The 20,696-nt window shown below is 64.7% G+C and carries 17 protein-coding genes; 10 read left to right on the top strand and 7 right to left on the bottom strand.

Going from position 1 to position 20,696, the window contains the following annotated elements; all coding sequences use genetic code 11:
* Positions 1-19: 19 nt before the first annotated feature.
* The 3 genes from hisC to mutL all read right to left on the bottom strand — a co-directional run bounded on the left by hisC (position 20) and on the right by mutL (position 4,454).
* Positions 20-1,075, bottom strand: coding sequence for a histidinol-phosphate transaminase (gene hisC, locus HD883_RS10015; RefSeq protein ID WP_179585930.1), 1,056 nt, complete (start codon positions 1,073-1,075; stop codon positions 20-22).
* Between the two features lie 312 nt (positions 1,076-1,387).
* Positions 1,388-2,350 carry a tRNA (adenosine(37)-N6)-dimethylallyltransferase MiaA gene (miaA, locus tag HD883_RS10010; RefSeq protein ID WP_179588634.1) on the bottom strand — a complete coding sequence of 321 codons (963 nt, stop codon included), beginning with the start codon at positions 2,348-2,350 and terminating at the stop codon, positions 1,388-1,390.
* A gap of 22 nt (positions 2,351-2,372) precedes the next feature.
* The gene (gene mutL, locus HD883_RS10005) at positions 2,373-4,454 is read right to left on the bottom strand and encodes a DNA mismatch repair endonuclease MutL (protein ID WP_179585932.1); all 2,082 of its coding nucleotides are present in this window, start codon (positions 4,452-4,454) and stop codon (positions 2,373-2,375) included.
* A gap of 107 nt (positions 4,455-4,561) precedes the next feature.
* On the opposite strand from mutL, the gene HD883_RS10000 reads away from it, so the two are divergent.
* Positions 4,562-5,218 (top strand): VTT domain-containing protein, encoded by a 657-nt coding sequence (locus HD883_RS10000; RefSeq protein ID WP_179585934.1) that lies wholly within the window; start codon positions 4,562-4,564, stop codon positions 5,216-5,218.
* Between the two features lie 104 nt (positions 5,219-5,322).
* Here the strand turns inward: HD883_RS10000 and HD883_RS09995 are convergent, their stop codons facing one another.
* Both HD883_RS09995 and tsaE read right to left on the bottom strand, forming a co-directional pair.
* The gene (locus HD883_RS09995) at positions 5,323-6,804 is read right to left on the bottom strand and encodes an N-acetylmuramoyl-L-alanine amidase (protein WP_179588635.1); all 1,482 of its coding nucleotides are present in this window, start codon (positions 6,802-6,804) and stop codon (positions 5,323-5,325) included.
* Between the two features lie 80 nt (positions 6,805-6,884).
* Positions 6,885-7,367, bottom strand: a complete 483-nt coding sequence (gene tsaE, locus HD883_RS09990; RefSeq protein WP_179585936.1) for a tRNA (adenosine(37)-N6)-threonylcarbamoyltransferase complex ATPase subunit type 1 TsaE — start codon at positions 7,365-7,367, stop codon at positions 6,885-6,887.
* On the opposite strand from tsaE, the gene queG reads away from it, so the two are divergent.
* Positions 7,366-8,565, top strand: coding sequence for a tRNA epoxyqueuosine(34) reductase QueG (gene queG / locus HD883_RS09985; RefSeq protein ID WP_373563339.1), 1,200 nt, complete (start codon positions 7,366-7,368; stop codon positions 8,563-8,565). The genes tsaE and queG overlap by 2 nt on opposite strands.
* On the opposite strand, the gene HD883_RS09980 is transcribed toward queG, so the two are convergent.
* On the bottom strand, positions 8,534-9,427 hold the full coding sequence (locus HD883_RS09980) for an AEC family transporter (protein ID WP_179585939.1): 894 nt from the start codon (positions 9,425-9,427) through the stop codon (positions 8,534-8,536). The two genes, queG and HD883_RS09980, sit on opposite strands and share 32 nt — an antisense overlap.
* 172 nt (positions 9,428-9,599) lie before the next feature.
* Here HD883_RS09980 and HD883_RS09975 point away from each other — a divergent pair, with 172 nt between their 5' ends.
* From HD883_RS09975 to plsY, 4 genes are all read left to right on the top strand, one after another.
* Positions 9,600-10,592, top strand: coding sequence for a tripartite tricarboxylate transporter substrate binding protein BugE (locus HD883_RS09975; RefSeq protein WP_179585941.1), 993 nt, complete (start codon positions 9,600-9,602; stop codon positions 10,590-10,592).
* Positions 10,593-10,741: 149 nt separating this feature from the next.
* The gene (gene xerD / locus HD883_RS09970; RefSeq protein WP_179585943.1) at positions 10,742-11,785 is read left to right on the top strand and encodes a site-specific tyrosine recombinase XerD; all 1,044 of its coding nucleotides are present in this window, start codon (positions 10,742-10,744) and stop codon (positions 11,783-11,785) included.
* Positions 11,786-11,832: 47 nt separating this feature from the next.
* Positions 11,833-12,321, top strand: a complete 489-nt coding sequence (gene ybaK, locus HD883_RS09965) for a Cys-tRNA(Pro) deacylase (protein WP_179585945.1) — start codon at positions 11,833-11,835, stop codon at positions 12,319-12,321.
* A 105-nt stretch (positions 12,322-12,426) separates the two neighbouring features.
* Positions 12,427-13,050, top strand: a complete 624-nt coding sequence (gene plsY / locus HD883_RS09960) for a glycerol-3-phosphate 1-O-acyltransferase PlsY (RefSeq protein ID WP_179585947.1) — start codon at positions 12,427-12,429, stop codon at positions 13,048-13,050.
* Positions 13,051-13,265: 215 nt separating this feature from the next.
* Here the strand turns inward: plsY and tsaD are convergent, their stop codons facing one another.
* On the bottom strand, positions 13,266-14,306 hold the full coding sequence (gene tsaD, locus HD883_RS09955; protein WP_179585949.1) for a tRNA (adenosine(37)-N6)-threonylcarbamoyltransferase complex transferase subunit TsaD: 1,041 nt from the start codon (positions 14,304-14,306) through the stop codon (positions 13,266-13,268).
* 184 nt (positions 14,307-14,490) lie between these two features.
* On the opposite strand from tsaD, the gene rpsU reads away from it, so the two are divergent.
* The 4 genes from rpsU to rpoD all read left to right on the top strand — a co-directional run bounded on the left by rpsU (position 14,491) and on the right by rpoD (position 20,621).
* Positions 14,491-14,703 (top strand): 30S ribosomal protein S21, encoded by a 213-nt coding sequence (gene rpsU, locus HD883_RS09950; RefSeq protein WP_179585951.1) that lies wholly within the window; start codon positions 14,491-14,493, stop codon positions 14,701-14,703.
* A 207-nt stretch (positions 14,704-14,910) separates the two neighbouring features.
* The gene (locus HD883_RS09945; RefSeq protein ID WP_179585954.1) at positions 14,911-15,372 is read left to right on the top strand and encodes a GatB/YqeY domain-containing protein; all 462 of its coding nucleotides are present in this window, start codon (positions 14,911-14,913) and stop codon (positions 15,370-15,372) included.
* A gap of 46 nt (positions 15,373-15,418) precedes the next feature.
* The gene (gene dnaG / locus HD883_RS09940) at positions 15,419-17,563 is read left to right on the top strand and encodes a DNA primase (RefSeq protein ID WP_179585956.1); all 2,145 of its coding nucleotides are present in this window, start codon (positions 15,419-15,421) and stop codon (positions 17,561-17,563) included.
* A gap of 802 nt (positions 17,564-18,365) precedes the next feature.
* Positions 18,366-20,621 carry an RNA polymerase sigma factor RpoD gene (gene rpoD, locus HD883_RS09935; RefSeq protein WP_179588637.1) on the top strand — a complete coding sequence of 752 codons (2,256 nt, stop codon included), beginning with the start codon at positions 18,366-18,368 and terminating at the stop codon, positions 20,619-20,621.
* Positions 20,622-20,696: the final 75 nt, after the last annotated feature.

Raw genomic sequence — 20,696 nt, 5'->3', positions numbered from 1 at the left:
GCCGCCTGCCGGAAACGGTCTACAGGATCTGCTTCAACGCCGCGATCAACGCGCCGCATTCTTCATCCGTACCCACCGTGATGCGCAGGTATTTGTCGATACGCGGATGCTTGAAGTGGCGCACGATCACCTTGTGTTCGCGCAGGGCGGCCAGCAGGTCGGCGCCGGCGTGGGCCGGGTGCTTGGCGAAGACGAAATTCGCTGCGGACGGCACGACCTCGAAGCCCAGCGTCTGCAGGTCTTTCGTCAACTGGTCGCGCGTCGTGATGATGGCCTGGCAGGTCTGGTCGAAGTAGGCCTTGTCGTCCATCGCCGCACTCGCGCCAGCAATGGCCAGGCGGTCCAGCGGGTAGGAATTGAAGCTGCTCTTGACGCGTTCCAGGCCGGCAATCAGATGTGCCTGGCCGATCGCATAACCGACGCGCAGGCCGGCCAGCGAACGGGATTTGGACAGGGTCTGCACCACCAGCAGATTCGGGAATTCGGCCACCAGCGGAATCGCGGTCTCGCCACCAAAGTCGACGTAGGCTTCGTCGACCACAACCACCTGGTCCGGGTGAGCCGCAAGCAGTGTGCGAATCGCGTCCAGACCCAGCGCAAGACCGGTCGGGGCGTTCGGGTTGGGGAAGATGATGGCCCCGGCGTCCTGCCCGTAGTCTTCGACGCGGATGGCAAAGTCGTCGGCCAGCGGAATGGTCCGGTAGTCGATGCCATACAGGCCGCAATAGACCGGGTAGAAACTGTAGGTGATGTCCGGGAAGAACAGGGGCCTGTCGTGCTTGAGCAAGCCGACGAAGGTATGCGCCAGGACTTCATCCGAACTGTTGCCCACGAAGACCTGGTCCACCGGCACGCCATGGAACCGGCCGACGGCGGCCTTCAGGTCGGTCGCGTCGGGGTCGGGATAGCGGCGCAGCGCGCCATCTGCCGCGGCGCGGATGGCCTCGATCGCGCGCGGTGACGGCGGGTAGGGGTTCTCGTTGGTATTGAGCTTGACCAGCCCGTCGATGCGCGGCTGTTCGCCCGGCACATAGGGGGTCAGTTGACGGGTGACGTCGCTCCAGAATTTGTCCATGGTGTCTTGGCGGTGTGGCTTGAGTGTGTTCGGGTGTTCAGGTGTTCGTGATCGGGCGGCGTCTGGCGTCCGGTATGCGGCATCCGGCATCCGGCATCCGGCATCCAGCATCCGGCATCCGGCATCCGGCGTACTCGCGTGCCCATCAAGGAGCATAGCAGGCGGAAGGAGCGCACAAGGCAGGCTGGACGCAGCCGAGGTGGCTGCCATGCGGTCGCGTCCAGGCAGAGCCGTCGCGTCCATGCAGGCGCGGTCGCGTTCAGGCAAAAGGAGTCACGTTGACGCAAACACACGTGCCTGCCGCCGTTGTGATCAAGGCGTCTTCATCCACGGGGCCGCCAGGTCGATCACGCGATCCACGGCATCGGGCGCCAGGCAGTCCACGATATGCCGGTCGGGCAGGGCGCGCAGCCAGGTGATCTGGCGCTTGGCCAGTTGCCGGGTGGCGGCAATCGACTGGCCGCGCATCTCGGCGCCGTGGATCGCGCCTTCCAGGTAGGACCACACCTGCCGGTAGCCCACGCAGCGGATCGACGGCAGGTCGGGGTGCAATTCCGGCCGCGCGCGCAGCTTGCGCACTTCGTCAACCAGGCCCTGTTCCAGCATCGCATCAAAGCGTTGTTCGATCCGGGCGTGCAGGCCGGCGCGGTCGGCGGGCTCCAGGCTCAGGTTCACATAACGCCAGGGCGCCGGGTCCGCCTGCGCCTTGCCCTGGGTCAGCAGCGACGACATGGGCTGCCCGGTCAATGCGTGGATTTCCAGCGCACGCTGCACGCGCTGGCTATCGTTGGGCGACAGGCGCGCCGCGGTGATCGGATCAATGTCGGCCAGTTCAGCGTGCATCGCCGGCCAGCCGATCTGTGCGGCTCGGGCGTCCAGTTGGGCGCGGACGACGGCATCACCTTGCGGCAAGGTGTCCAGGCCGTCGCGCAGCGCCTTGAAGTACATCATGGTGCCGCCCGCCAGCAGCGGAATGCGCCCACGCGCGCGGATAGCGTCGATCAGCGCCAGCGTATCGCTGCGGAATTGGCCGGCCGAATAACTGTCCGACGGGTCGCGGATATCCAGCAGATGCTGGGGTACCTGGGCGCGTTCGTCCGGGCTGGGCTTGGCTGTTCCGATGTCCATGCCGCGATAGATCGTGGCCGAATCGACGTTGATGATCTCGATCGGCCAGCGCGCGGCCAGCGCCAGGGTCGCCGCGCTTTTGCCAGCGGCGGTCGGGCCCATCAGGCAGAGGATGGCGGGCATCGCGTGCGCCGCATCGGGGTCCATGACCTTCGTGTTGTCCACCCGATCACCGCCCACGCAAGAACAGCCTGTCCAGATCCGCCACGCTCAGTTGCACCCAGGTCGGCCGGCCGTGATTGCACTGGTCGGCGCGTTCAGTGGCTTCCATCTGGCGCAGCAGGGCGTTCATCTCGTCGTGGGTCAAACGGCGGTTGGCCCGGACGGCGCCGTGGCAGGCCATGGTCGCCAGCAGTTCGTTGCGCTGTTCGGTCAGCAGGCGGGACGCGCCGACGTCGGCAAAGTCACGCAGCACGTCCCGCGCCAACGTTTCGATATCGGCCTGCGCCAGCACGGCGGGCACGGCGCGCACGGCGATCGATGCCGGGCCGGCGGGACGCAGTTCGAAGCCCAGCGCGGCCAGCGGCTCGGCATGTTCTTCGACGATCGCCACGTCTTTTTCCGACGCCCGGAACACGACCGGCACCAGCAACTGCTGCTGCGGAATCATCTGGCCATCCAGGGCGTTCTTGAGCTGTTCATACACGATGCGTTCGTGCGCGGCGTGCATGTCCACGACCACCATGCCGCGATCGTTCTGCGCCAGCACGTAGATGCCGTGCAATTGCGCCACGGCCATGCCCAGCGGATGCTCGACGCCTTCGGGCAAGGTGCGCGACTGCGCGGCGATGCGGTCCAGCGCCGACGTGGCTGCGGGCACGCCCAGGGGCATGGCATACGGGGCAACCGGGCCGCCGGCCAGCGCGGCATCATTGCCGTACGCCACCGGCCCCGCCAGGTCTTGCCTGCCGTCGAACGCCTGCGCGCCATCGGCCGGCTGCCCGCCGTCGCCGTAGCCAGGACCGGTTGGGGCGCCGGTCAACGGCTCATGCAGGGCCATCAGGCGGTCGCCTAGGGCGGAAGGGTAGCCAGGGGCACGATAGGCAGGGCGAAAGCCCGCCGCGGCGCCATCATGCAGACGGAAAGGCAGTTGAGATGCCGTGGCGGCGGGGGCCGGCACGGTCGTTCCCGACAGCGCGAAGCCGGCCGCATCACGGCCTCCCGATACCGCCCCATCACTACCCCCCGTGCCGCCCCCGGCCGCGCCCTGCAGGCTGCCGCTACCCGACGTTGCCGCAGCACCCCCAGCATCGGAAGCCACCGCCGACCCCGCCGCATGCGCCAGCGTCTGCCCGATCGCATGCGAGACGAAGCGGTAGACCGCGCCACTTTCGCGGAACCGCACTTCATGCTTGGCCGGGTGCACGTTCACATCCACCGCCGATGGCTCGATATCCAGGAACAGCACATAGGCGGGCTGCCGGTCGCCATGCAGCACGTCGGCATAGGCGGTGCGCAGCGCGTGGCTGACCGTGCGATCCCGGACGAAACGCCCGTTCACATACAGGTATTGCTTGTCGGCCCGCGCCCGCGACGCGGTGGGCCGGCAGATCACGCCGTGCAGCTGGATCGCGCCCGATTCCACGCTGACTGGCAACCCGGTCTGGGCAAATTCAGGCCCAAGCACGTCGTACACACGCGTCACCGGCCGCGCCGGCAGCCGCTGCTGGTGCGCCCGATCGTGGTGGAACAGCCGGAAGGCAATACCGCTGTGCGCCAGCGCAATCCGTTCAAAGGCCTCCACACAATGGCCGAACTCGGTGCCTTCGGACTTCAGGAACTTGCGGCGCGCCGGGACCGAATCGAACAGCTGGCGCACGTCGATCGTGGTGCCCGGGGGGCCGGACGCGGGCGACACCTCGCCGTCCTCCCACTGCCAGGCATGCGGGCTGTCTGGCGTACGCGAAATCAAGGACAGCCGCGATACCGACGCAATCGACGCCAGCGCCTCGCCGCGAAATCCCATTGACGCCACCGACTCGAGCTCGTGCAGCGACGCGACCTTGCTGGTGGCGTGCCGCGCGACCGCCAGGGGCAGTTCGTCGGGCGGGATCCCGCTGCCGTCATCCGTGACCGCGATCCGGCGGATGCCGCCGCCTTCCAGCCGCACGTCAATCGCCCGCGCGCCGGCGTCGATGGCGTTCTCCATCAGCTCTTTCAGGACGGAGGCGGGACGCTCGATCACCTCGCCGGCGGCGATCTGGCTGACGAGGAGGTCGGGGAGGGGGGCGATGGCGCGGCGGAGAGACATAAGGCGGATTATAAGTGGTCGTACTGTCGGCTATAGTGCCCTGTTCCTGCGTGGTCCCTCCCGTATCTGCGCGCCGTCCCACCGTTCGTTCTTACCTGCCGAGACCTATGCTTGAATTTTTGAACATGCTGCTCCACATCGACAAGTCCCTGGGCATCTGGATCGCCGAGTACGGCGCCTGGATCTACCTGGTGCTCTTCCTGATCATTTTCGGGGAGACGGGCTTCGTGGTGCTGCCCTTCCTGCCAGGCGACTCGCTGCTGTTCATTGCCGGGGCGTTTGCCGCCACGGGCGCGATGGACTTGTGGCTGTTGATCGCGCTGCTGCTGGTGGCCGCCATCGGGGGCAACACGCTCAACTACATGATCGGGCGGATGATCGGGCCCAAGGTGTTCTCTCAGAACATACGTTTCCTGGACCGCAAGGCGCTGACCAAGACCCACGCCTTCTACGAGAAACACGGCGGCAAGACGCTGGTCCTGGCGCGCTTCCTGCCAGTGGTGCGCACCTTCGCCCCCTTCGTGGCGGGCGTCGGCTACATGAACTTTGCGCGCTTCCAGTTCTTTAACGTCGTCGGCGCGCTGACCTGGGTGCTGCTGCTGGTGTTCGGTGGCTACTTCTTCGGCAACCTGCCCCTGGTGCGTGAACACCTGAACACCATCGTGCTGATCGGCATGGCCGCCGCCATCGTGCCGGTCGTGCTGGGTGGCATCTGGAAGCTGACGTCGGGCATGCGCAACAAGGGCGACGCGCCCACGCCGTGATCCCGTGCAGGCCGCCTCCGGGCAGTCTGTGCCGGCAATAAAAAAGCCCCTCGGCCTAGGCCAGAGGGGCTTTTTTTCGGGCATCGCCCGCCGCATGGACCCGATCAGGTCAGCTTGTTCTTTGCCAGCGGAGGATTCTTGGCAAAGTAGCGCTGGATCCCCTGCATGATGGCCGTGGCCATCGTGTCCTGGTAGTCGCCGTCCTTCAGCCGTTTTTCCTCTTCCGGATTGCTGATAAAGGCGGTCTCGATCAAGATGGACGGGATATCCGGCGCCTTCAGCACCGCAAACCCCGCCTGTTCGACCTTGGCTTTGTGCAGCTTGTTGATGTTGGACAGTTCGTCCAGCACCGCGCTGCCCAGCTTGAGCGAGTCGTTGATCTGCGCCGTGGTCGACAGGTCCAGCAGCACGCGGGCGATCTGCTTGTCTTGCGTGCCGATGTTGATCCCGCCGATCAGGTCGGCAGAGTTTTCCTTGTTGGCCAGCCACCGCGCCGCGCTGCTGCTGGCGCCGCCTTCCGACAGCGCAAACACCGATGATCCGCGGGCATCGGGCTTGATCCACGCGTCGGCATGCACCGAGACGAACAGGTCGGCCTGGACCCGGCGCGCCTTTTCAACCCGCACATGCAGCGGCACGAAAAAGTCGCCGTCACGGGTCAGCATGGCGCGCATATTGGGTTGCTGGTCGATGCGGGCCTTGAGCATGCGCGCGATCTTCAACACGACATCTTTTTCGCGCGTGCCGCCCGCGCCCACGGCGCCCGGATCTTCACCGCCATGGCCGGGGTCCAGCGCCACGGTGATCATGCGGGACACGTTGGGCGAGTACGGCCGCGTGTTGCGCCCACCTTGCGAGCGCGAAGGCAGCGTCGCCGTCGGCATGTTGTCGGCCGCCTGCGGGGGATTGACCACGGGGCCATTGGCCATGGCGCTGCCGGACCTGCCGGATCCGCCATCGCCCATGCCGCCTGGCGCATTGGCCATGGCGTTGCCACTGGCGCCGCCGCCCGTGCCCGGGGCCTGGATGCCGTCGTCGCCGGGTACCCTGACACCATCGCTGCCCGGCACTTTCATGCCGTCGCCGTCGGGGTCCTTGCCAATGTTCTTCAGGATCCGGGCCATCGGATCGTCGGTTTCCTTGTCGGCCAGGGCCAGCAAGGGGTCGCGTTCAATCTTGGGGTACAGGTCCAGCACCAGCCGATGGTGATAATCACCCACGGGCTTGAGCGTGAACACCTGCGGCGCGGTTTCCTGCTTCAGGTCCATGACCAGTCGCACGACGTTCGGCCGGTTCTGGCCGGCGCGCAAGGCCGAGATGAACGGATCATCCGGACGCACCTTGGACACCAGTTCCCGCAGGGTGGCGTTCATGCCGACGCCTTCGATATCCACCACCAGCCGATGCGGGTTGGCGAGCACGAAGTGTTCGGTCTTGAGTTCGGTGTCGAGTTCGAGCGTGACGCGCGTGTAGTCAGGCGCGGGCCACAGCCGGACGGCCAGCAGCGTCGCGGCGCGCGCCGCCGTCGGAATCAGGGGCACGAACAAGGTGGCCGCCAGACCGGCGACCAGCCGCCGCCGCGACATGCCGCGGGTCGGAATCGCCTGCGCATCGTCGTAGCACGGCACATCGCCGCCCGAAAGCGGCACGGTGTCATCCGCGATGCTCAAGGCGCCGCGGCGTCGGGAAATAGGTGTCTCAGCCATGCCTGCCCTCGTGCGGTGTACGCCGTCAGCGTCACACCGCGTCCTGCGCCTTCATACGCCAACGCGACATTCAGGTCCGGGACCGGAAGTGCGTTGCCCGCACGCTCTGCCCATTCGATGAGCACTAGGGCGTCATCGCGCAGGGCATCGCGGAATCCGGCGTCGAGCCACTCGCGTGGGTCGGTAAATCGATAAAAATCAAAGTGATAGCAGTATAAGTTCGAAACTTTGTAAGGTTCAACTAGCGTGAAGGTGGGACTTTTGATTCGACCTGTAACGCCCACTTTGCGCAACAGTGCCCGGGCAAACGCCGTCTTGCCCGCCCCCAGGTCGCCTTCCAGGTGAATCCGGCCGCCGGTCATGACCTGTGGGGCCAGCGTTTCGGCCAGCGTGTCGGTGTCGGTTTCGTCGGGCAGATAGCCCGTGTGAACGAGCGGCGTCATGGTGCGCCGTCCCGCTCGGGCCGCGCTCGGCTACCATCGCAATATGTCATCGTTTTCTCCTTCTACCCCGGCGTCCACCGGGCCGCTCGATCCGGCCGCGCTGGTCGAACAGGTCCGCACATGGGGGCGGGAACTGGGTTTTGGCGCCGTCGGCATCGCGGATCTGGACCTGCAGGATGCCGGTGCCCGGCTGCGCCAGTGGGTCGAAGCCGGCATGCACGGCGAAATGGATTATATGGAGCGCCACCTGCCCGTGCGGCTGGCGCCCCAGGAACTCGTCCCCGGCGCCCGGTCGGCCATCATGGTCAGGCTGGACTATGCGCCGGCCCCGGGCGCCGACCTGGCGCGCCGTCAGCAGCAAGCGCTTGCTGACGGCGAAACCGCTGTCATGGCCAGTTACGCGCTGGGGCGGGATTACCACAAGGTGTTGCGTCAAAAGCTACAGAAACTGGCCGACCGCATCACCGACGCCATTGGGCCGTTCGGGTATCGGGCGTTTACGGACTCGGCCCCGCTGATGGAAGTCGAACTGGCCCGCAAGGCCGGCATCGGGTGGCGAGGCAAGCACACCCTGCTGTTGTCGCGCGAAGGCAGCTGGTTCTTTCTGGGGGAAATCCTGACGGATCTTCCCCTGCCTGCCGATGACGCCCGCGAGCCCCATTGCGGCAGTTGCCGGCGCTGCATCACCGCCTGTCCGACGCAGGCCATCGTGGCGCCGTATGTGCTGGACGCGCGGCGCTGCATTTCCTACCTGACCATCGAACTGAAGGGCAGCATTCCCGAAGACCTGCGGCCGCTGATCGGCACCCGGGTCTATGGCTGCGATGACTGCCAGACCGCCTGTCCGTGGAACAAGTACGCGCAAGTGTCGGCCGAACCGGACTTTGCGCCTCGTCACGGGCTGGAGGCCTCGTCGTTGATCGACCTGTTTGCGTGGACCGAAGCCGAGTTCGACCAGCGCACGCAAGGCAGCGCGATCCGGCGTGTCGGGCACGAACGGTGGCTACGTAATATTGCGGTCGGGCTGGGGAACGCACGGCCGTCGCCCAAAGTGCGCGAGGCACTGTTGACCCGCACGGATCACCCCAGCGCATTGGTGCGCGAACACGTGCAGTGGGCGCTTGCTGCGCTGGACCGGCGCGAACGGGCGGATAAGCCAGTGCTTGCTACAGCAGCACCTGCATCCACAGCGGAATAGTCACGACAGACAGCACCGTGCTGGCGGAAATCAGCAACGCCACGATTTCGCCCTGGCCGCCCATTCTTGCGGCCAGCACGTAGGCACTGGACGCCGTCGGCAGGGCGCCGAACAGCAGCAGCATCTGGCGTTCGACCAGCGTCAGCGGTAGCAGCAATCCCAAGGCCAACGCGACCAGCGGCAGCAGCAGCAGGCGCACCACCAATATCCAGTTGATCAGCTTGAGGTTGTCGCGCGCGCCGCCCAGCGCCAGCGCCGCGCCCACACACAGAATGCCCAGCGTGATGGCCGTCGATCCCAGGCGCGACATCAGCGCATCCAGCGGCCCGGGCAGCGTAAAGCCCGCCAGGTTGTACAGCACCCCCGCCACGGTCGACAGCAGCAGCGGGTTGCGGATCAGTTCGCCGAACAGATTGGTCTTGGCGTGCCGCGCCAAGGCGTACACCGCCATCGCGTTGGCCAATGGCACCGAAAAGCCGATCAGCAGCGCCATGGCGCTCAGGCCCGCCTCGCCGGCCAACCGTGTGGCCAGCGCCAGCGCAATATAGGAATTGAACCGGAAGCCGCACTGCACCGCCGATGCAAAGGCCTGGCCATCGGGCTTGAGCACCGGCCAGGCCAGCCACGAGAGCAGGGCGCCGATCAGCATCATGGCGGCCGCCGCCCAGATCATGGTCGCCGCCGTTTCCAGCTGGATCGGCGTGCGCACGATCGACTGGAACAGCAGCGCCGGGAATAGCACGTAGTAAACGAGGCGTTCGGTCCCGGCAAAGAATTCGGCACTGAAATGTAGCTTTCTACGCAGTAACCAGCCGATCGCAATCAGGAGAAAGTCCGGGAAAACCAGAAGGGCAATGTGCACAGCGGGGGCAACCTGTTTGTTATTCTCGACCGCATCCCCCCGGAGTCAAAAGCTCAGCATCATCCGGTGTCGTGATTACCGGAGCTGCCGGACGGGGAAATCTCGCAGGGGACGTCCGTATGCCATATCCGCGCATGTCGGCACCAACTATCCATAATAAACAGGAGAGTGCATGAAAACCAATTTGTTCAAGCTTGGCCTTGGCACAGCCGCTGCGGCGGTGATGGCCGTGACGCTTGCCCCGGGCCTGGCCCAGGCACAGGCGAATTTCCCGAACAAACCGGTGCGCGTGATTGTTCCGTTTGCACCGGGTGGCACGACCGATATCGTTGCGCGCCTGGTCAGTGACAAGATGGGCCGCGAGCTGGGCCAGCCCTTCGTGGTGGAAAACCGCGGCGGTGGCGGCGGTGCCATTGGCGCCAGCGAAGCCGCGCGCGCCACGGCCGACGGCTACACGCTCAGCATTGCCACGGTGTCCACCATGGCCATCAACCCGGCGTGCAACCCCAAGCTGGGCTACGACCCGATCAAAGACTTCCAGCCCATTACCAACCTGGCATACACCGCAAACGTCGTGGCCGTGAACCCGAAGTTTCCGGCGCAGGACTACAAGGGCTTTCTTGAAGAACTGAAGAAGAATCCGGGCAAGTATTCGTACGGCAGCTCGGGCACCTGCGGCATTCTCCATTTCCTGGGCGAGCTGTTCCAGGTCGAGACCGGCGCCCAGATCGTGCATATTCCTTACCGCGGATCGGGTCCGGCCATTGCCGACGCCATGGGCGGCCAGGTGCAGATCCTGTTCGACAACCTGCCGTCGTCGATGCCGCACATCCAGAGCGGCAAGCTGCGCGCGATCGCCGTGTCGTGGAAGGACCGCGTCGATGGCCTGCCGAATGTGCCGACTTTCAAGGAACTGGGCCTGACGGCCATGAACGATCCGGCCTGGTATGGTCTGCTCGCCCCGGCCGGCACGCCGGCGGATGTCGTCAAGAAGCTGCGTGACGCCGCCGTCAAGGTGCTGAACGATCCGGCCGTGAAGGAAACGCTGGCCAAGCAGGGTGCGGCCCCCGCCGGCAACACGCCTGAAGAATTCCGCGGCGAAATCCAGAAGGAATTCGACAAGGCCAAGAACATCGTGAAGGCCCGCAACATCAAGCTGGAATGATGAGGCAGGTGGCGGGCTAAGGCCTGGCCGCTGGCAGAAGTCGGAAACCCGCAAGCCCGCTTGCGGGTTTTTTATCTGCGAGGCAGGCCAGGATGTTTTCGTCCACGGGCCGCGTTGACAAGGCGCGGCCGCATCGCCACCATCGCTGAATGCCTGCTGCTCCTTCCCTGAATGACGCTTCGGCGCTCGCGTCGGCCGACGTGGCGTCCGACGCCCCGTCCGCCGATCCCACGACTGTTGCGGCATCTGCTGATGCATCCGCTGCTGCGTCCGCTGATGCTTCCGCCCCGGTCCCGACTGGCCGCTACGACCCCGTTATCGACGTATTCATCGACGCCCTGTGGCTTGAAGACGGCCTGTCGGCCAACACCTTGGCGGCCTATCGCCGGGACATGCAGGCCTTCGACGGCTGGCTGCGCCAGGCGCGCAAAGGCAACCTGGGCGAGGCCAGCGCCGGCGATATCGAATCCTGGTTTGCCGCCGTGCATGCCGACACCAAAGCCACCACCGCCAATCGCCGGCTGGCCACGCTGCGGCGCTTCTACCAATGGGCGCTGCGCACGCACCACGCGGCAGCGGACCCCTGCCTGACGCTGCGGTCGGCCAAGCAGGCGCCACGCATGCCCAAGACCCTGTCCGAAGCGCAGGTCGAAGCGCTGCTGACCGCGCCGCAGACGGCCACGGCGCTGGGCCAGCGCGATCGCGCCATGCTTGAAACCTTGTACGCAACAGGCCTGCGCGTGTCCGAACTGGTGGGCTTGAAGTCGCTGGATGTCGGCCTGAACGACGGTGTGGTGCGCGTGGTGCTGGGCAAGGGTGGCAAGGACCGGCTGGTGCCCCTGGGGGCCGAAGCCGCGCACTGGATCACCCTGTACCTGGCCGACGCACGGCCGGCCTTGCTGAACGGGCAGGTCAGCGACGCCCTGTTCGTGACGGCACGGGGCGGGCCCATGACCCGCCAGGGCTTCTGGCTGATCGTGAAGAAATACGCCCGCGCGGCCGGCATTGCGGCGGCCTTGTCGCCCCACGTGCTGCGCCACGCGTTCGCCACCCACCTGCTGAACCACGGCGCCGATTTGCGGGTCGTGCAGATGCTGCTGGGGCACGCCGACATATCCACCACCCAGATCTATACCCACGTTGCGCGGGAGCGGCTCAAGTCGCTGCACGCCCAACATCACCCGCGCGGCTGATGCGGCCGTCTTGCCCGCCCATCCAGTCCACGCCGCCTGTCCCCGTCATGAGCAAAGCCAAACACGTTTCCGAAACCCTTGCGACCCAGTTCCTGCGCCAGCACAAGGTCGCGTTTACCGAACACCCCTACGATTACGTCGATCACGGCGGCACGTCAGAATCGTCGCGCCAGATCGGTGTGGATGAGCACATCGTCATCAAGACGCTGATCATGGAAGACGAGAACGCCAAGCCGTTGATCGTGCTGCAGCATGGCGACCGCGAAGTGTCGACCAAGAACCTGGCTCGCCAGATCAACGTCAAGAAAGTCGCGCCCTGCAAGCCTGATGTGGCCCAGCGTCATTCGGGATACCTGGTGGGCGGCACGTCGCCGTTCGGCACCCGCAAGGCCATGCCGGTGTATGTGGAAGCGTCCGTGCTCGACCTGCCCAACATCCTGATCAACGGCGGCAAACGGGGGTATCTGGTCGGCATCGATCCGCAGGAACTGGTGCGCCTGCTGAAGGCGACGCCGGTGTCGGCGGCGCTGGAGTAGGCGCAAGCCAAAAAAAAAGCGCCAGCCTTGCCGGCGGGCCTGTCCCGGGATGGGTAGAATTCCCGCCTGTCGTTGCAGCCCGTCGCTGCCCAAGGATTTCTTCGCATGCTTACCGTCGCCGCCGTCGTGCTTGCCTACCTGATCGGGTCGATCTCTTTCGCGGTGGTCGTCAGCCGCGTCATGGGCCTGACCGATCCCCGCACCTACGGGTCGAAAAACCCCGGTGCGACCAATGTGCTGCGATCGGGCAACAAGGCCGCCGCCATCCTGACCCTGCTGGGCGATGGCGCGAAGGGCTACGTGGCGGTCTGGCTGGTGCAGAAGTTCGGTCCGGCCTACAACGTCGGCAACGGCGCCGTCGCCCTGGCGGCGCTGGCCGTCTTCATCGGCCACCTGTATCCGGTGTTCTTCCGTTTCAAGGGCGGCAAGGGCGTGGCCACGGCGCTGGGCGTGCTGCTGGCGATCGAACCGGGATTGGGCCTGGCGGTGCTGGCCAGCTGGCTGCTGGTGGCCGTGTTCTTCCGCTACTCGTCGCTGGCGGCGCTGGTCGCCGCCATCGTGGCGCCGTTGTTCTATGTGTTCGGCCATGACGTGGCCTGGGACGCCGACCCCCGCATCGGCACGGCCATCGCGCTGATGAGCCTGCTGCTGATCTACCGCCACCGCGAAAACATCGCCAAGCTGATGGCCGGCAAGGAAAGCAAGATCGGGTCGAAAAAGAAGGCCTGACAGCGGGCGACCGGCGACGGCCAACAGCAAGGTCGATGCGTCGGCCGCGGCGTGTGGGCCTGTGCCTGTGCCTGTGCCTGTGCCGCGTCAGGCCGTTTCAGCGTCTGGGCGTTTCAGCGTCTGGGCGTTTCAGCGTCAGGCCATCTCAGCGTCAGTCCCGTCCCAAGTCAGTCCCGTCCCAAGTCAGTCCCGGTCCGCATAGAACAAGTTGCGCGTCAGGCCACTTCCGGCCGCTTGCCGGCGTCTTCCAGGTTCCACCTGGGCTTGACCGTGAACGCCGTATTGCGGCTGTCCACATCCACCATGCCGGCCTTCAGGCGCATGGCGGCGGCAAAGGCGATCATTGCGCCGTTGTCCGTGCACAACTCCAGCGGCGGAAAGTAGGCTTGGCCGCGCAGCCTGGTCAGGCGCTCCGCCAGCCGCTCGCGCAGCAGCCGGTTGGCCCCCACGCCGCCGGCGATCACCAGGCGTTTCAGCCCGGTCTGCTGCAGCGCCTTGACCGACTTGGCCACCAGCACTTCCACGATTGCGTTCTGCGTCGCCGCGGCCAGATCTGCTTTGGCCTGCTCATCGCCTTCCGGCAGCGATTTCATTTTGATCAGCACCGCCGTCTTCAAGCCGCTGAAGCTGAAGTCCAGGTCGGGGCTGTGCAGCTTGGGGCGGGGCAGGTCAAAGCGACTGGCGTCGCCTTGTTCGGCCAGGCGCGAGAGCGCCGGTCCGCCCGGGTAGCCCAGTCCCATCAGCTTGGCGGATTTGTCGAACGCTTCGCCCGCCGCGTCATCCAGCGTTTCGCCCAGCAAGGTGTAATCACCCACGCCGTCTACTCGCATCAACTGGGTGTGTCCGCCGGATACCAGCAGCGCTACGAATGGAAAATCGGGGCGGGGCGTGGCCAGCAGGGGGGAAAGCAGGTGCCCTTCAAGGTGGTGGATGGCGATGGACGGCAGGTCGCGCGACCAGGCGATGGCCTGGGCCACGCTGGCCCCCACCAACAGCGCGCCAGCCAGCCCGGGACCCGCCGTGTAGGCCACCGCGCCCACGTCGTCGAGCGTCAGTCCGGCGTCCGTCAGGGCCTGCCGGGTCAAAGGCAGAATGCGCCGCACGTGGTCGCGAGACGCCAGTTCGGGCACGACCCCGCCGTATTCCTGATGCATCTCGATCTGGGAGTACAGGGCATGAGCCAGCAGGCCGCGGTCGGCATCGACAACGGCAACGCCGGTCTCGTCGCAGGAGCTTTCGAATCCGAGAACAATCATGATGAGGCCACAAGTAGACAGGGCGGGTGCAGGAACGGCGCGCGACACCGTGTGGCCGTTTGCAGGGCAGGGCTTACCCTGAGCAGACAGAAAGTGTAGCACTGGGCCGCGAGTGGGCTGGCATTCCTCGTCCAGACCTGCTATATTGGCAGGCTAATTCATCCAACCCCAAGGCAATTGCTACATGCCCACGATTCGCGTTAAAGAAAATGAGCCGTTTGAGGTCGCACTGCGTCGTTTCAAGCGCACCATCGAAAAGACGGGACTGCTGACCGAACTGCGCTCGCGCGAGTTCTATGAAAAGCCCACCGCAGAGCGCAAGCGCAAGCACGCTGCTGCCGTCAAGCGTCACTACAAGCGTATTCGCAGCCAGCAGCTGCCCAAGCGCCTGTTCTGATTGGCTTGCGGCAAACTGATGTCGCTTGTGCGGCATTGGTTTGCAGCGCCAGGAATTCGCTGTCGACATTAGCCGCTATGGTGCAAGCCTGGCGGCTTTTGTTGTTGGCATTCTTTTGTTGTTGCCATTGTATCCGCCGGATCGCCGGCCTGCGGCATAGGCCCACGGTTTCCCCCTGTCTGTTCGACTTCTAGCGCTGAGTATTCCATGAGCGACGCCTCTCTCAAGACCCGCCTGTCCGACGAAATGAAAAACGCCATGCGCGCAAAGGCTGCCGAACGTCTGGGCACCGTGCGTTTCCTGCTGGCCGCCATCAAGCAGAAGGAAGTGGATGAGCGTCGCGAATTGTCCGACGCCGAAATCACCGCCATCATCGAAAAGCAGGTCAAGCAGCGTCGTGAGTCGATCCTGGCGTACGACCAGGCTGGCCGTACCGAAACGGCGGACGCCGAACGGGCCGAGATCGCCGTGCTGCAGGAATTCCTGCCCCAGGCCGCAAGCGAAGACGAAGTCAACGCCGTCGTGGCCGAAGCCGTGGCTGCCGTTGCAGCCCAGGGCGTGACGGGTGCTCCCGCCATGGGCAAGGTCATGGGTCTGGTCAAGCCGAAGCTGGCGGGCCGCGCCGACATGTCGGAAGTCTCGAAGCTGATCAAGGCGCAACTGGGCTGAGCCCACGCGCTTTTCCTGAAGGCCGACCCTTGCGGGGCCACCACGCATGATCCCGGATTCATTCATTCAGGATTTGCTTGCCCGCGTCGACATTGTCGACGTGGTGGGTCAGTACGTGCCCCTGCGCAAGGGCGGCGCCAATCTGCTCGGGCTGTGCCCGTTCCACAACGAAAAGTCGCCGTCGTTCACGGTCAGCCCCACCAAGCAGTTCTATCACTGCTTCGGCTGCGGCGCCCACGGCACGGCGATCCGGTTCCTGATGGAGCACACCGGCGCGAGCTTTCCCGATGCCGTGCGCAGCCTGGCTGGCAACGCCGGCATGAAGGTGCCGGAAGAGGAACGCAGCCCCCGGCAGCGCGCCGCACGCGCGCAGCGTGAAGCGGTTGTCTCGCGGCACAGCGAAGTCCTTGAAACCGCAAATACTCACTACCGCCAACAGCTGCGTACGGCGCGGCCAGCGATCGAATACCTGAAGTCGCGGGGCCTGTCGGGCGAAATTGCCGCCCGGTTCGGCCTGGGCTGGGCTGGCAACGACCGCCAGGGCCTGAAAGCGGTCCTGCCCAATTACGACGATCCGCTGCTGGTCGAATCCGGCCTGGTCATCCTGAACGAGGAAGGCCGCCGCTACGACCGGTTCCGCGAACGCGTGACCTTCCCGATCCGCAATGCGCGGGGCCACCTGATCGGCTTTGGCGGACGGATCATCGGCAAGGGCGAGCCCAAGTATCTGAATTCGCCCGAGACGCCCATTTTTTCCAAGGGCTCCGAGCTGTACGGCATGTGGGAAGGACGCACCGCGATCCGCAGCAATGGCATGGTGATCGTGGTCGAAGGCTACATGGACGTGGTTGCGCTGGCGCAGCTGGGGATCGAGTGCGCCGTGGCGACCCTCGGCACTGCGACCACGCCGGTGCATGTGCAAAAGCTGCTGCGCGCCAGCGACCTGGTGATCTTCAGCTTCGACGGTGACAAAGCCGGGCGCAAGGCCGCCTGGCGGGCCCTGGAAGCCTGTCTGCCCTTGTTGCGCGACGATGCCAGCATCCGCTTCCTGTTTTTGCCCGAAGGGCATGACCCGGATTCGTATGTCCGCGAATTCGGCCCGGACGGCTTTCGCACGGCACTGAAAGAAGCGATGTCGCTGTCGCAATTCATGCTGAGCGAGCTGGTGGGCCGCCATCCGATGGAAGAAGCCGAAGGCCGCGCGCGCTGCATTCATGACGCACGGCCGCTGCTGCAGGCGATGCCGGCGGGTGCGCTGCGGATGCAGGTGCAGCGTGAACTGGCCCAACTGACGCGCCTGACACCCGAAGAATTGACGCAGCTGATTCATCTGGAAGACGTACCCAGTGGCCCGCTTGTGCACGCTGCGTCGGGTCAGCGGGGAACTGTCATGCCGGTTGTACGCTCTGAGTCTAATAGTGGTCAGGCAGGTGGTGCGCATGCCCCGGGCGGGCAAGGCGACGGTCCGCAGGATGATGGCCACTTTCCGGACTACGAGCCCGACATGGACGGGCAGTACGAACCGTATTACGACGACGCCGCGGGTGGCTACGACCCCAGCGGTGGCCAAGGCGGCCAGGGCCAGCAGGGCGGCTACGGGCAAGGTGGCTACGGCCAGGGCGGTGGAAAATATGGCGGCCAGGGTGGCGGCAACGGCGGTGGCAACGGAAATTGGAAAGGCGGCTCCGGCAAATCGTGGGGCAAGTTCGACAAGAATTTCCGCGGCCAGCGTGAAGTGCCTGGAGCGCCCCCACCCGCAAGGCGGGTGGTGACGCCCATTGCCCAGCGCCTGCTGCAACTGCTGCTGACGCACCCGGCGTCGGTCAATGAGCTCGACGACGCGTCCGAAACCATGCTGGCAAGCACGGCGGGGTTTGAAACCGTACGCGAACTGGTGGCCCTGGTGCGCACCACCGGGGCGTCCCATACCGGGGCGCTCATCCAGGCAGCCGAGGGAACTTCGCTGGCGCAACCCCTTGTAATGGCCGCCACAGCAACCATCTATGAAGACGAACTGCCTGATCCCGCAGGAGAATTGTTCGATGCGCTCAGGACGATCGAATTCGACGCCGCGGCGCGCGAACAGCAGGCGTTGATCGCCGGTGGACTGACCGGCGATGACGCAAAAGCGCGATATTTGGCGTTGAAAGAAAGAATGGCCGAGCTAAAAAAGCCCAGAGTGATAGAATAGAGGGTTACCTCGTACACTCTGCATCGCTTTTACCGGCTGGACGTTATTTGCTGGACGCTTGCATTGGCAGGCTGAGTGAACACCGGACGGCGAAAAACGTCTGACGATAGCGACGACAGAACACCGAACGCAAAACAGCACGACCCAAGCAGCACCCAATTTCACGCCCCGATCCCGAACGCCAGACCGACTCCGCATCCAGCACGCAACCGCACGGCACGCCCGCCGATTTGCAACCGCAAGCACTCGTCGCGCTGTCAGGTCATCGTTCCATCGGGGCGCAGTACCCGCACTACACGCACTATCCGCACTACCAGAACGCGCAGCAGCACTAGAGGAAACGTGACCGCATTCGCAGCAGGCGCAACGCAAAAAGCGTACACCCTGATTATTGAATACGGTCCACGAAAACCGCAACACGCAGACTGAAACACATTACCCGTGCCGTTGAAACAGCGGCTACCGCAATGCCAGCCCCGAGAGGGGCCGTCGTTGCACGCGGCGTGCGACGCATGCACAACCGCACAGGTACACGGGTGGCGGACCTGCTCAAGGCAGGTCGAACGACAATAGGAGTGGTTGACCGACCATGGCGAAGACGACTGGCAAGACGCTGACTGTAAACAAATCCAAAGCCGAAGGGCAAGACATGGCAAAGGACACGGCGATTGCGTCGACGACGATGGCGAAGCCCGCAGTGACCGCGGTTTTGCCCAAGGACGGCCCGAAGGGCGTGACCGTGACGGTCAAGTCCGCGGGAAGGGCCACGACGAAGATCCTGACCACAACCAAAGCCGCCGCTATGGCTGGCGAACTGGTGGATATGCCTTTGGAACCTATCGATAAACCCGCCGCCGTGGCCAAGCCTGTACTCAAGGCCGCCGCCGCCACCAAGACCACCACCGCCAAGGCATCGACCAAGGCCCCCAAGGCCGATGCCAAGACGGCAACGGCCAAGGTGGCGCCTGCGAAAGCGCTGACCGCCGCGGAAAAGAAAACGGCTGAAAAGAAGCTGGCCGAACTGCTGGCCAAGCCGGCCGGCCGCCGTCCGGGCCGTCCGCCAAAGGACGCCAAGCCTGCCGAAGGCACGCCGGGCGCCGACTTTGACGACGTGGTCGACGGTGATGCCGAGCCGATTCCCGAAATCAAGATCCCGAAGGGTCGTGGCAAGCGCGGCAAGGCCGATCCCAAAGACCTGATCGCCCGTGGCCCCGTGTCGCCCGAAGAATACGAAGCGCGCCGCAACCGCCTGAAGCTGCTGATCAAGCTCGGCAAGGACCGCGGCTACCTGACGTACGGCGAAATCAACGACCACCTGCCCGATGACCTCGTCGACGCCGAAGCGATCGACGGCATCATCAGCACGTTCAACGACATGGGCATCTCGGTCTACGACCAGGCGCCCGATGCCGAAACGCTGCTGCTGAACGAGAACGCGCCGGTGGCTTCGTCCGACGACGACGCCGAAGAAGAAGCCGAAGCCGCGCTGTCCACGGTGGATTCGGACTTTGGCCGTACGACTGACCCGGTCCGCATGTACATGCGTGAAATGGGTTCGGTCGAACTGCTGACGCGCGAAGGCGAAATCGAGATCGCGAAGCGGATCGAAGACGGCCTGAAGCACATGGTCATGGCGATTTCGGCCTGCCCGTCGACGATCAACGAGATCCTGGCCCACGCCGAACGCGTGCGCTCGGCCGAAGCGCAGATCGACGAAGTGGTGGACGGACTGATCGACCCGAATGACGGCGAAGAGTACGCCGGCTCGGGCGTGACCGCGGCCGACGACGAAGACGACGAAAGCGAAGACGCACCGGCTGGCGGCATGAGCAGCAAGCAGGTCGAAGAGCTGCGCGTCAAGTCGCTGGAAAAGTTCACCAGCGTCAAGACGTGGTTCGAGAAGATGCGCCACGCGTACGAGCACGACGGCTACAAGTCGGCGGCGTATACCGAAGCGCAGGAGACCATCCTGAATGAACTGATGGGCATCCGCTTCACGGCCAAGATGGTGGAACGCCTGGCGGACACGCTGCGCGCCCAGGTCGAAGAAGTGCGCAAGCTCGAACGCGCCGTCATGCAGACGTGTATCGACCGTGCCGGCATGCCGCGCACGCACTTCATCAAGACCTTCCCGGGTCATGAAACCGACCTGAACTGGGTGCTGGCCGAAGTCGACGCCAACCATTCGTATTCGGAAACGCTCAAGCGCCAGATCCCGGCCATCCAGGAACTGCAGCAAAAGCTGATCGACCTGCAGTCCCGTGTCGTGCTGCCTTTGAAGGACCTGAAGGACGTCAACAAGCAAATGGCCACCGGCGAGGCGAAAGCCCGCAAGGCCAAGCGCGAAATGACCGAGGCCAACCTGCGTCTGGTGATCTCGATCGCCAAGAAGTACACGAACCGTGGCCTGCAGTTCCTGGATCTGATCCAGGAAGGCAACATCGGCCTGATGAAGGCGGTGGACAAGTTCGAATATCGTCGCGGCTACAAGTTTTCGACGTACGCCACGTGGTGGATCCGTCAGGCCATCACGCGGTCGATCGCCGACCAGGCACGTACCATCCGGATTCCGGTCCACATGATCGAAACGATCAACAAGATGAACCGGATCAGCCGTCAGATCCTGCAGGAAACGGGTGCCGAACCCGATCCCGCAACGCTGGCGCAAAAGATGGACATGCCGGAAGACAAGATCCGCAAGATCCTGAAGATCGCGAAAGAGCCGATCTCGATGGAAACGCCGATCGGCGACGACGACGATTCGCATCTGGGCGACTTCATCGAAGATACGACGACGCTGGCGCCGTCCGACGCCGCGCTGCATGGTTCCATGCGCAACGTGGTCAAGGAAGTGCTGGATTCGCTGACGCCGCGTGAAGCCAAGGTGCTGCGCATGCGTTTCGGTATCGAAATGAGCACCGACCAGACGCTGGAAGAAGTCGGCAAGCAGTTCGACGTGACCCGCGAGCGCATTCGACAAATAGAAGCCAAGGCATTGCGCAAGCTGCGTCACCCCAGCCGCGCAGACAAGCTGAAGAGCTTCCTCGAAGGGCAGTAATCACTGGCGTTGCTTCTGACGCCGGGCAGAAACCGGACTCCATGGAGTCCGGTTTTTTTTCGTGTGAAGGAAGCG

Origin of the sequence: Pigmentiphaga litoralis (assembly GCF_013408655.1) — a bacterium.
Classification (GTDB): Bacteria; Pseudomonadota; Gammaproteobacteria; order Burkholderiales; family Burkholderiaceae_B; genus Pigmentiphaga; species Pigmentiphaga litoralis_A.
The sequence above is the reverse complement of the archived record's forward strand: the minus strand, read 5'-3'. Positions and strand labels throughout refer to the sequence as shown.

Coding starts and splice junctions, on each gene's coding strand:
- rpoD (WP_179588637.1), top strand. CDS start 18,366: ATGGCTGGCGAACTGGTGGATATGCCTTTGGAACCTATCGATAAACCC.
- plsY (WP_179585947.1), top strand. CDS start 12,427: ATGCTTACCGTCGCCGCCGTCGTGCTTGCCTACCTGATCGGGTCGATC.
- tsaE (WP_179585936.1), bottom strand. CDS start 7,367: ATGACGCCGCTCGTTCACACGGGCTATCTGCCCGACGAAACCGACACC.
- tsaD (WP_179585949.1), bottom strand. CDS start 14,306: ATGATTGTTCTCGGATTCGAAAGCTCCTGCGACGAGACCGGCGTTGCC.
- queG (WP_373563339.1), top strand. CDS start 7,366: ATGGTGCGCCGTCCCGCTCGGGCCGCGCTCGGCTACCATCGCAATATG.
- hisC (WP_179585930.1), bottom strand. CDS start 1,075: ATGGACAAATTCTGGAGCGACGTCACCCGTCAACTGACCCCCTATGTG.
- HD883_RS09975 (WP_179585941.1), top strand. CDS start 9,600: ATGAAAACCAATTTGTTCAAGCTTGGCCTTGGCACAGCCGCTGCGGCG.
- rpsU (WP_179585951.1), top strand. CDS start 14,491: ATGCCCACGATTCGCGTTAAAGAAAATGAGCCGTTTGAGGTCGCACTG.
- mutL (WP_179585932.1), bottom strand. CDS start 4,454: ATGTCTCTCCGCCGCGCCATCGCCCCCCTCCCCGACCTCCTCGTCAGC.
- HD883_RS10000 (WP_179585934.1), top strand. CDS start 4,562: ATGCTTGAATTTTTGAACATGCTGCTCCACATCGACAAGTCCCTGGGC.
- ybaK (WP_179585945.1), top strand. CDS start 11,833: ATGAGCAAAGCCAAACACGTTTCCGAAACCCTTGCGACCCAGTTCCTG.
- dnaG (WP_179585956.1), top strand. CDS start 15,419: ATGATCCCGGATTCATTCATTCAGGATTTGCTTGCCCGCGTCGACATT.
- miaA (WP_179588634.1), bottom strand. CDS start 2,350: ATGGACCCCGATGCGGCGCACGCGATGCCCGCCATCCTCTGCCTGATG.
- HD883_RS09995 (WP_179588635.1), bottom strand. CDS start 6,804: ATGTCGCGGCGGCGGCTGGTCGCCGGTCTGGCGGCCACCTTGTTCGTG.
- HD883_RS09945 (WP_179585954.1), top strand. CDS start 14,911: ATGAGCGACGCCTCTCTCAAGACCCGCCTGTCCGACGAAATGAAAAAC.
- xerD (WP_179585943.1), top strand. CDS start 10,742: ATGCCTGCTGCTCCTTCCCTGAATGACGCTTCGGCGCTCGCGTCGGCC.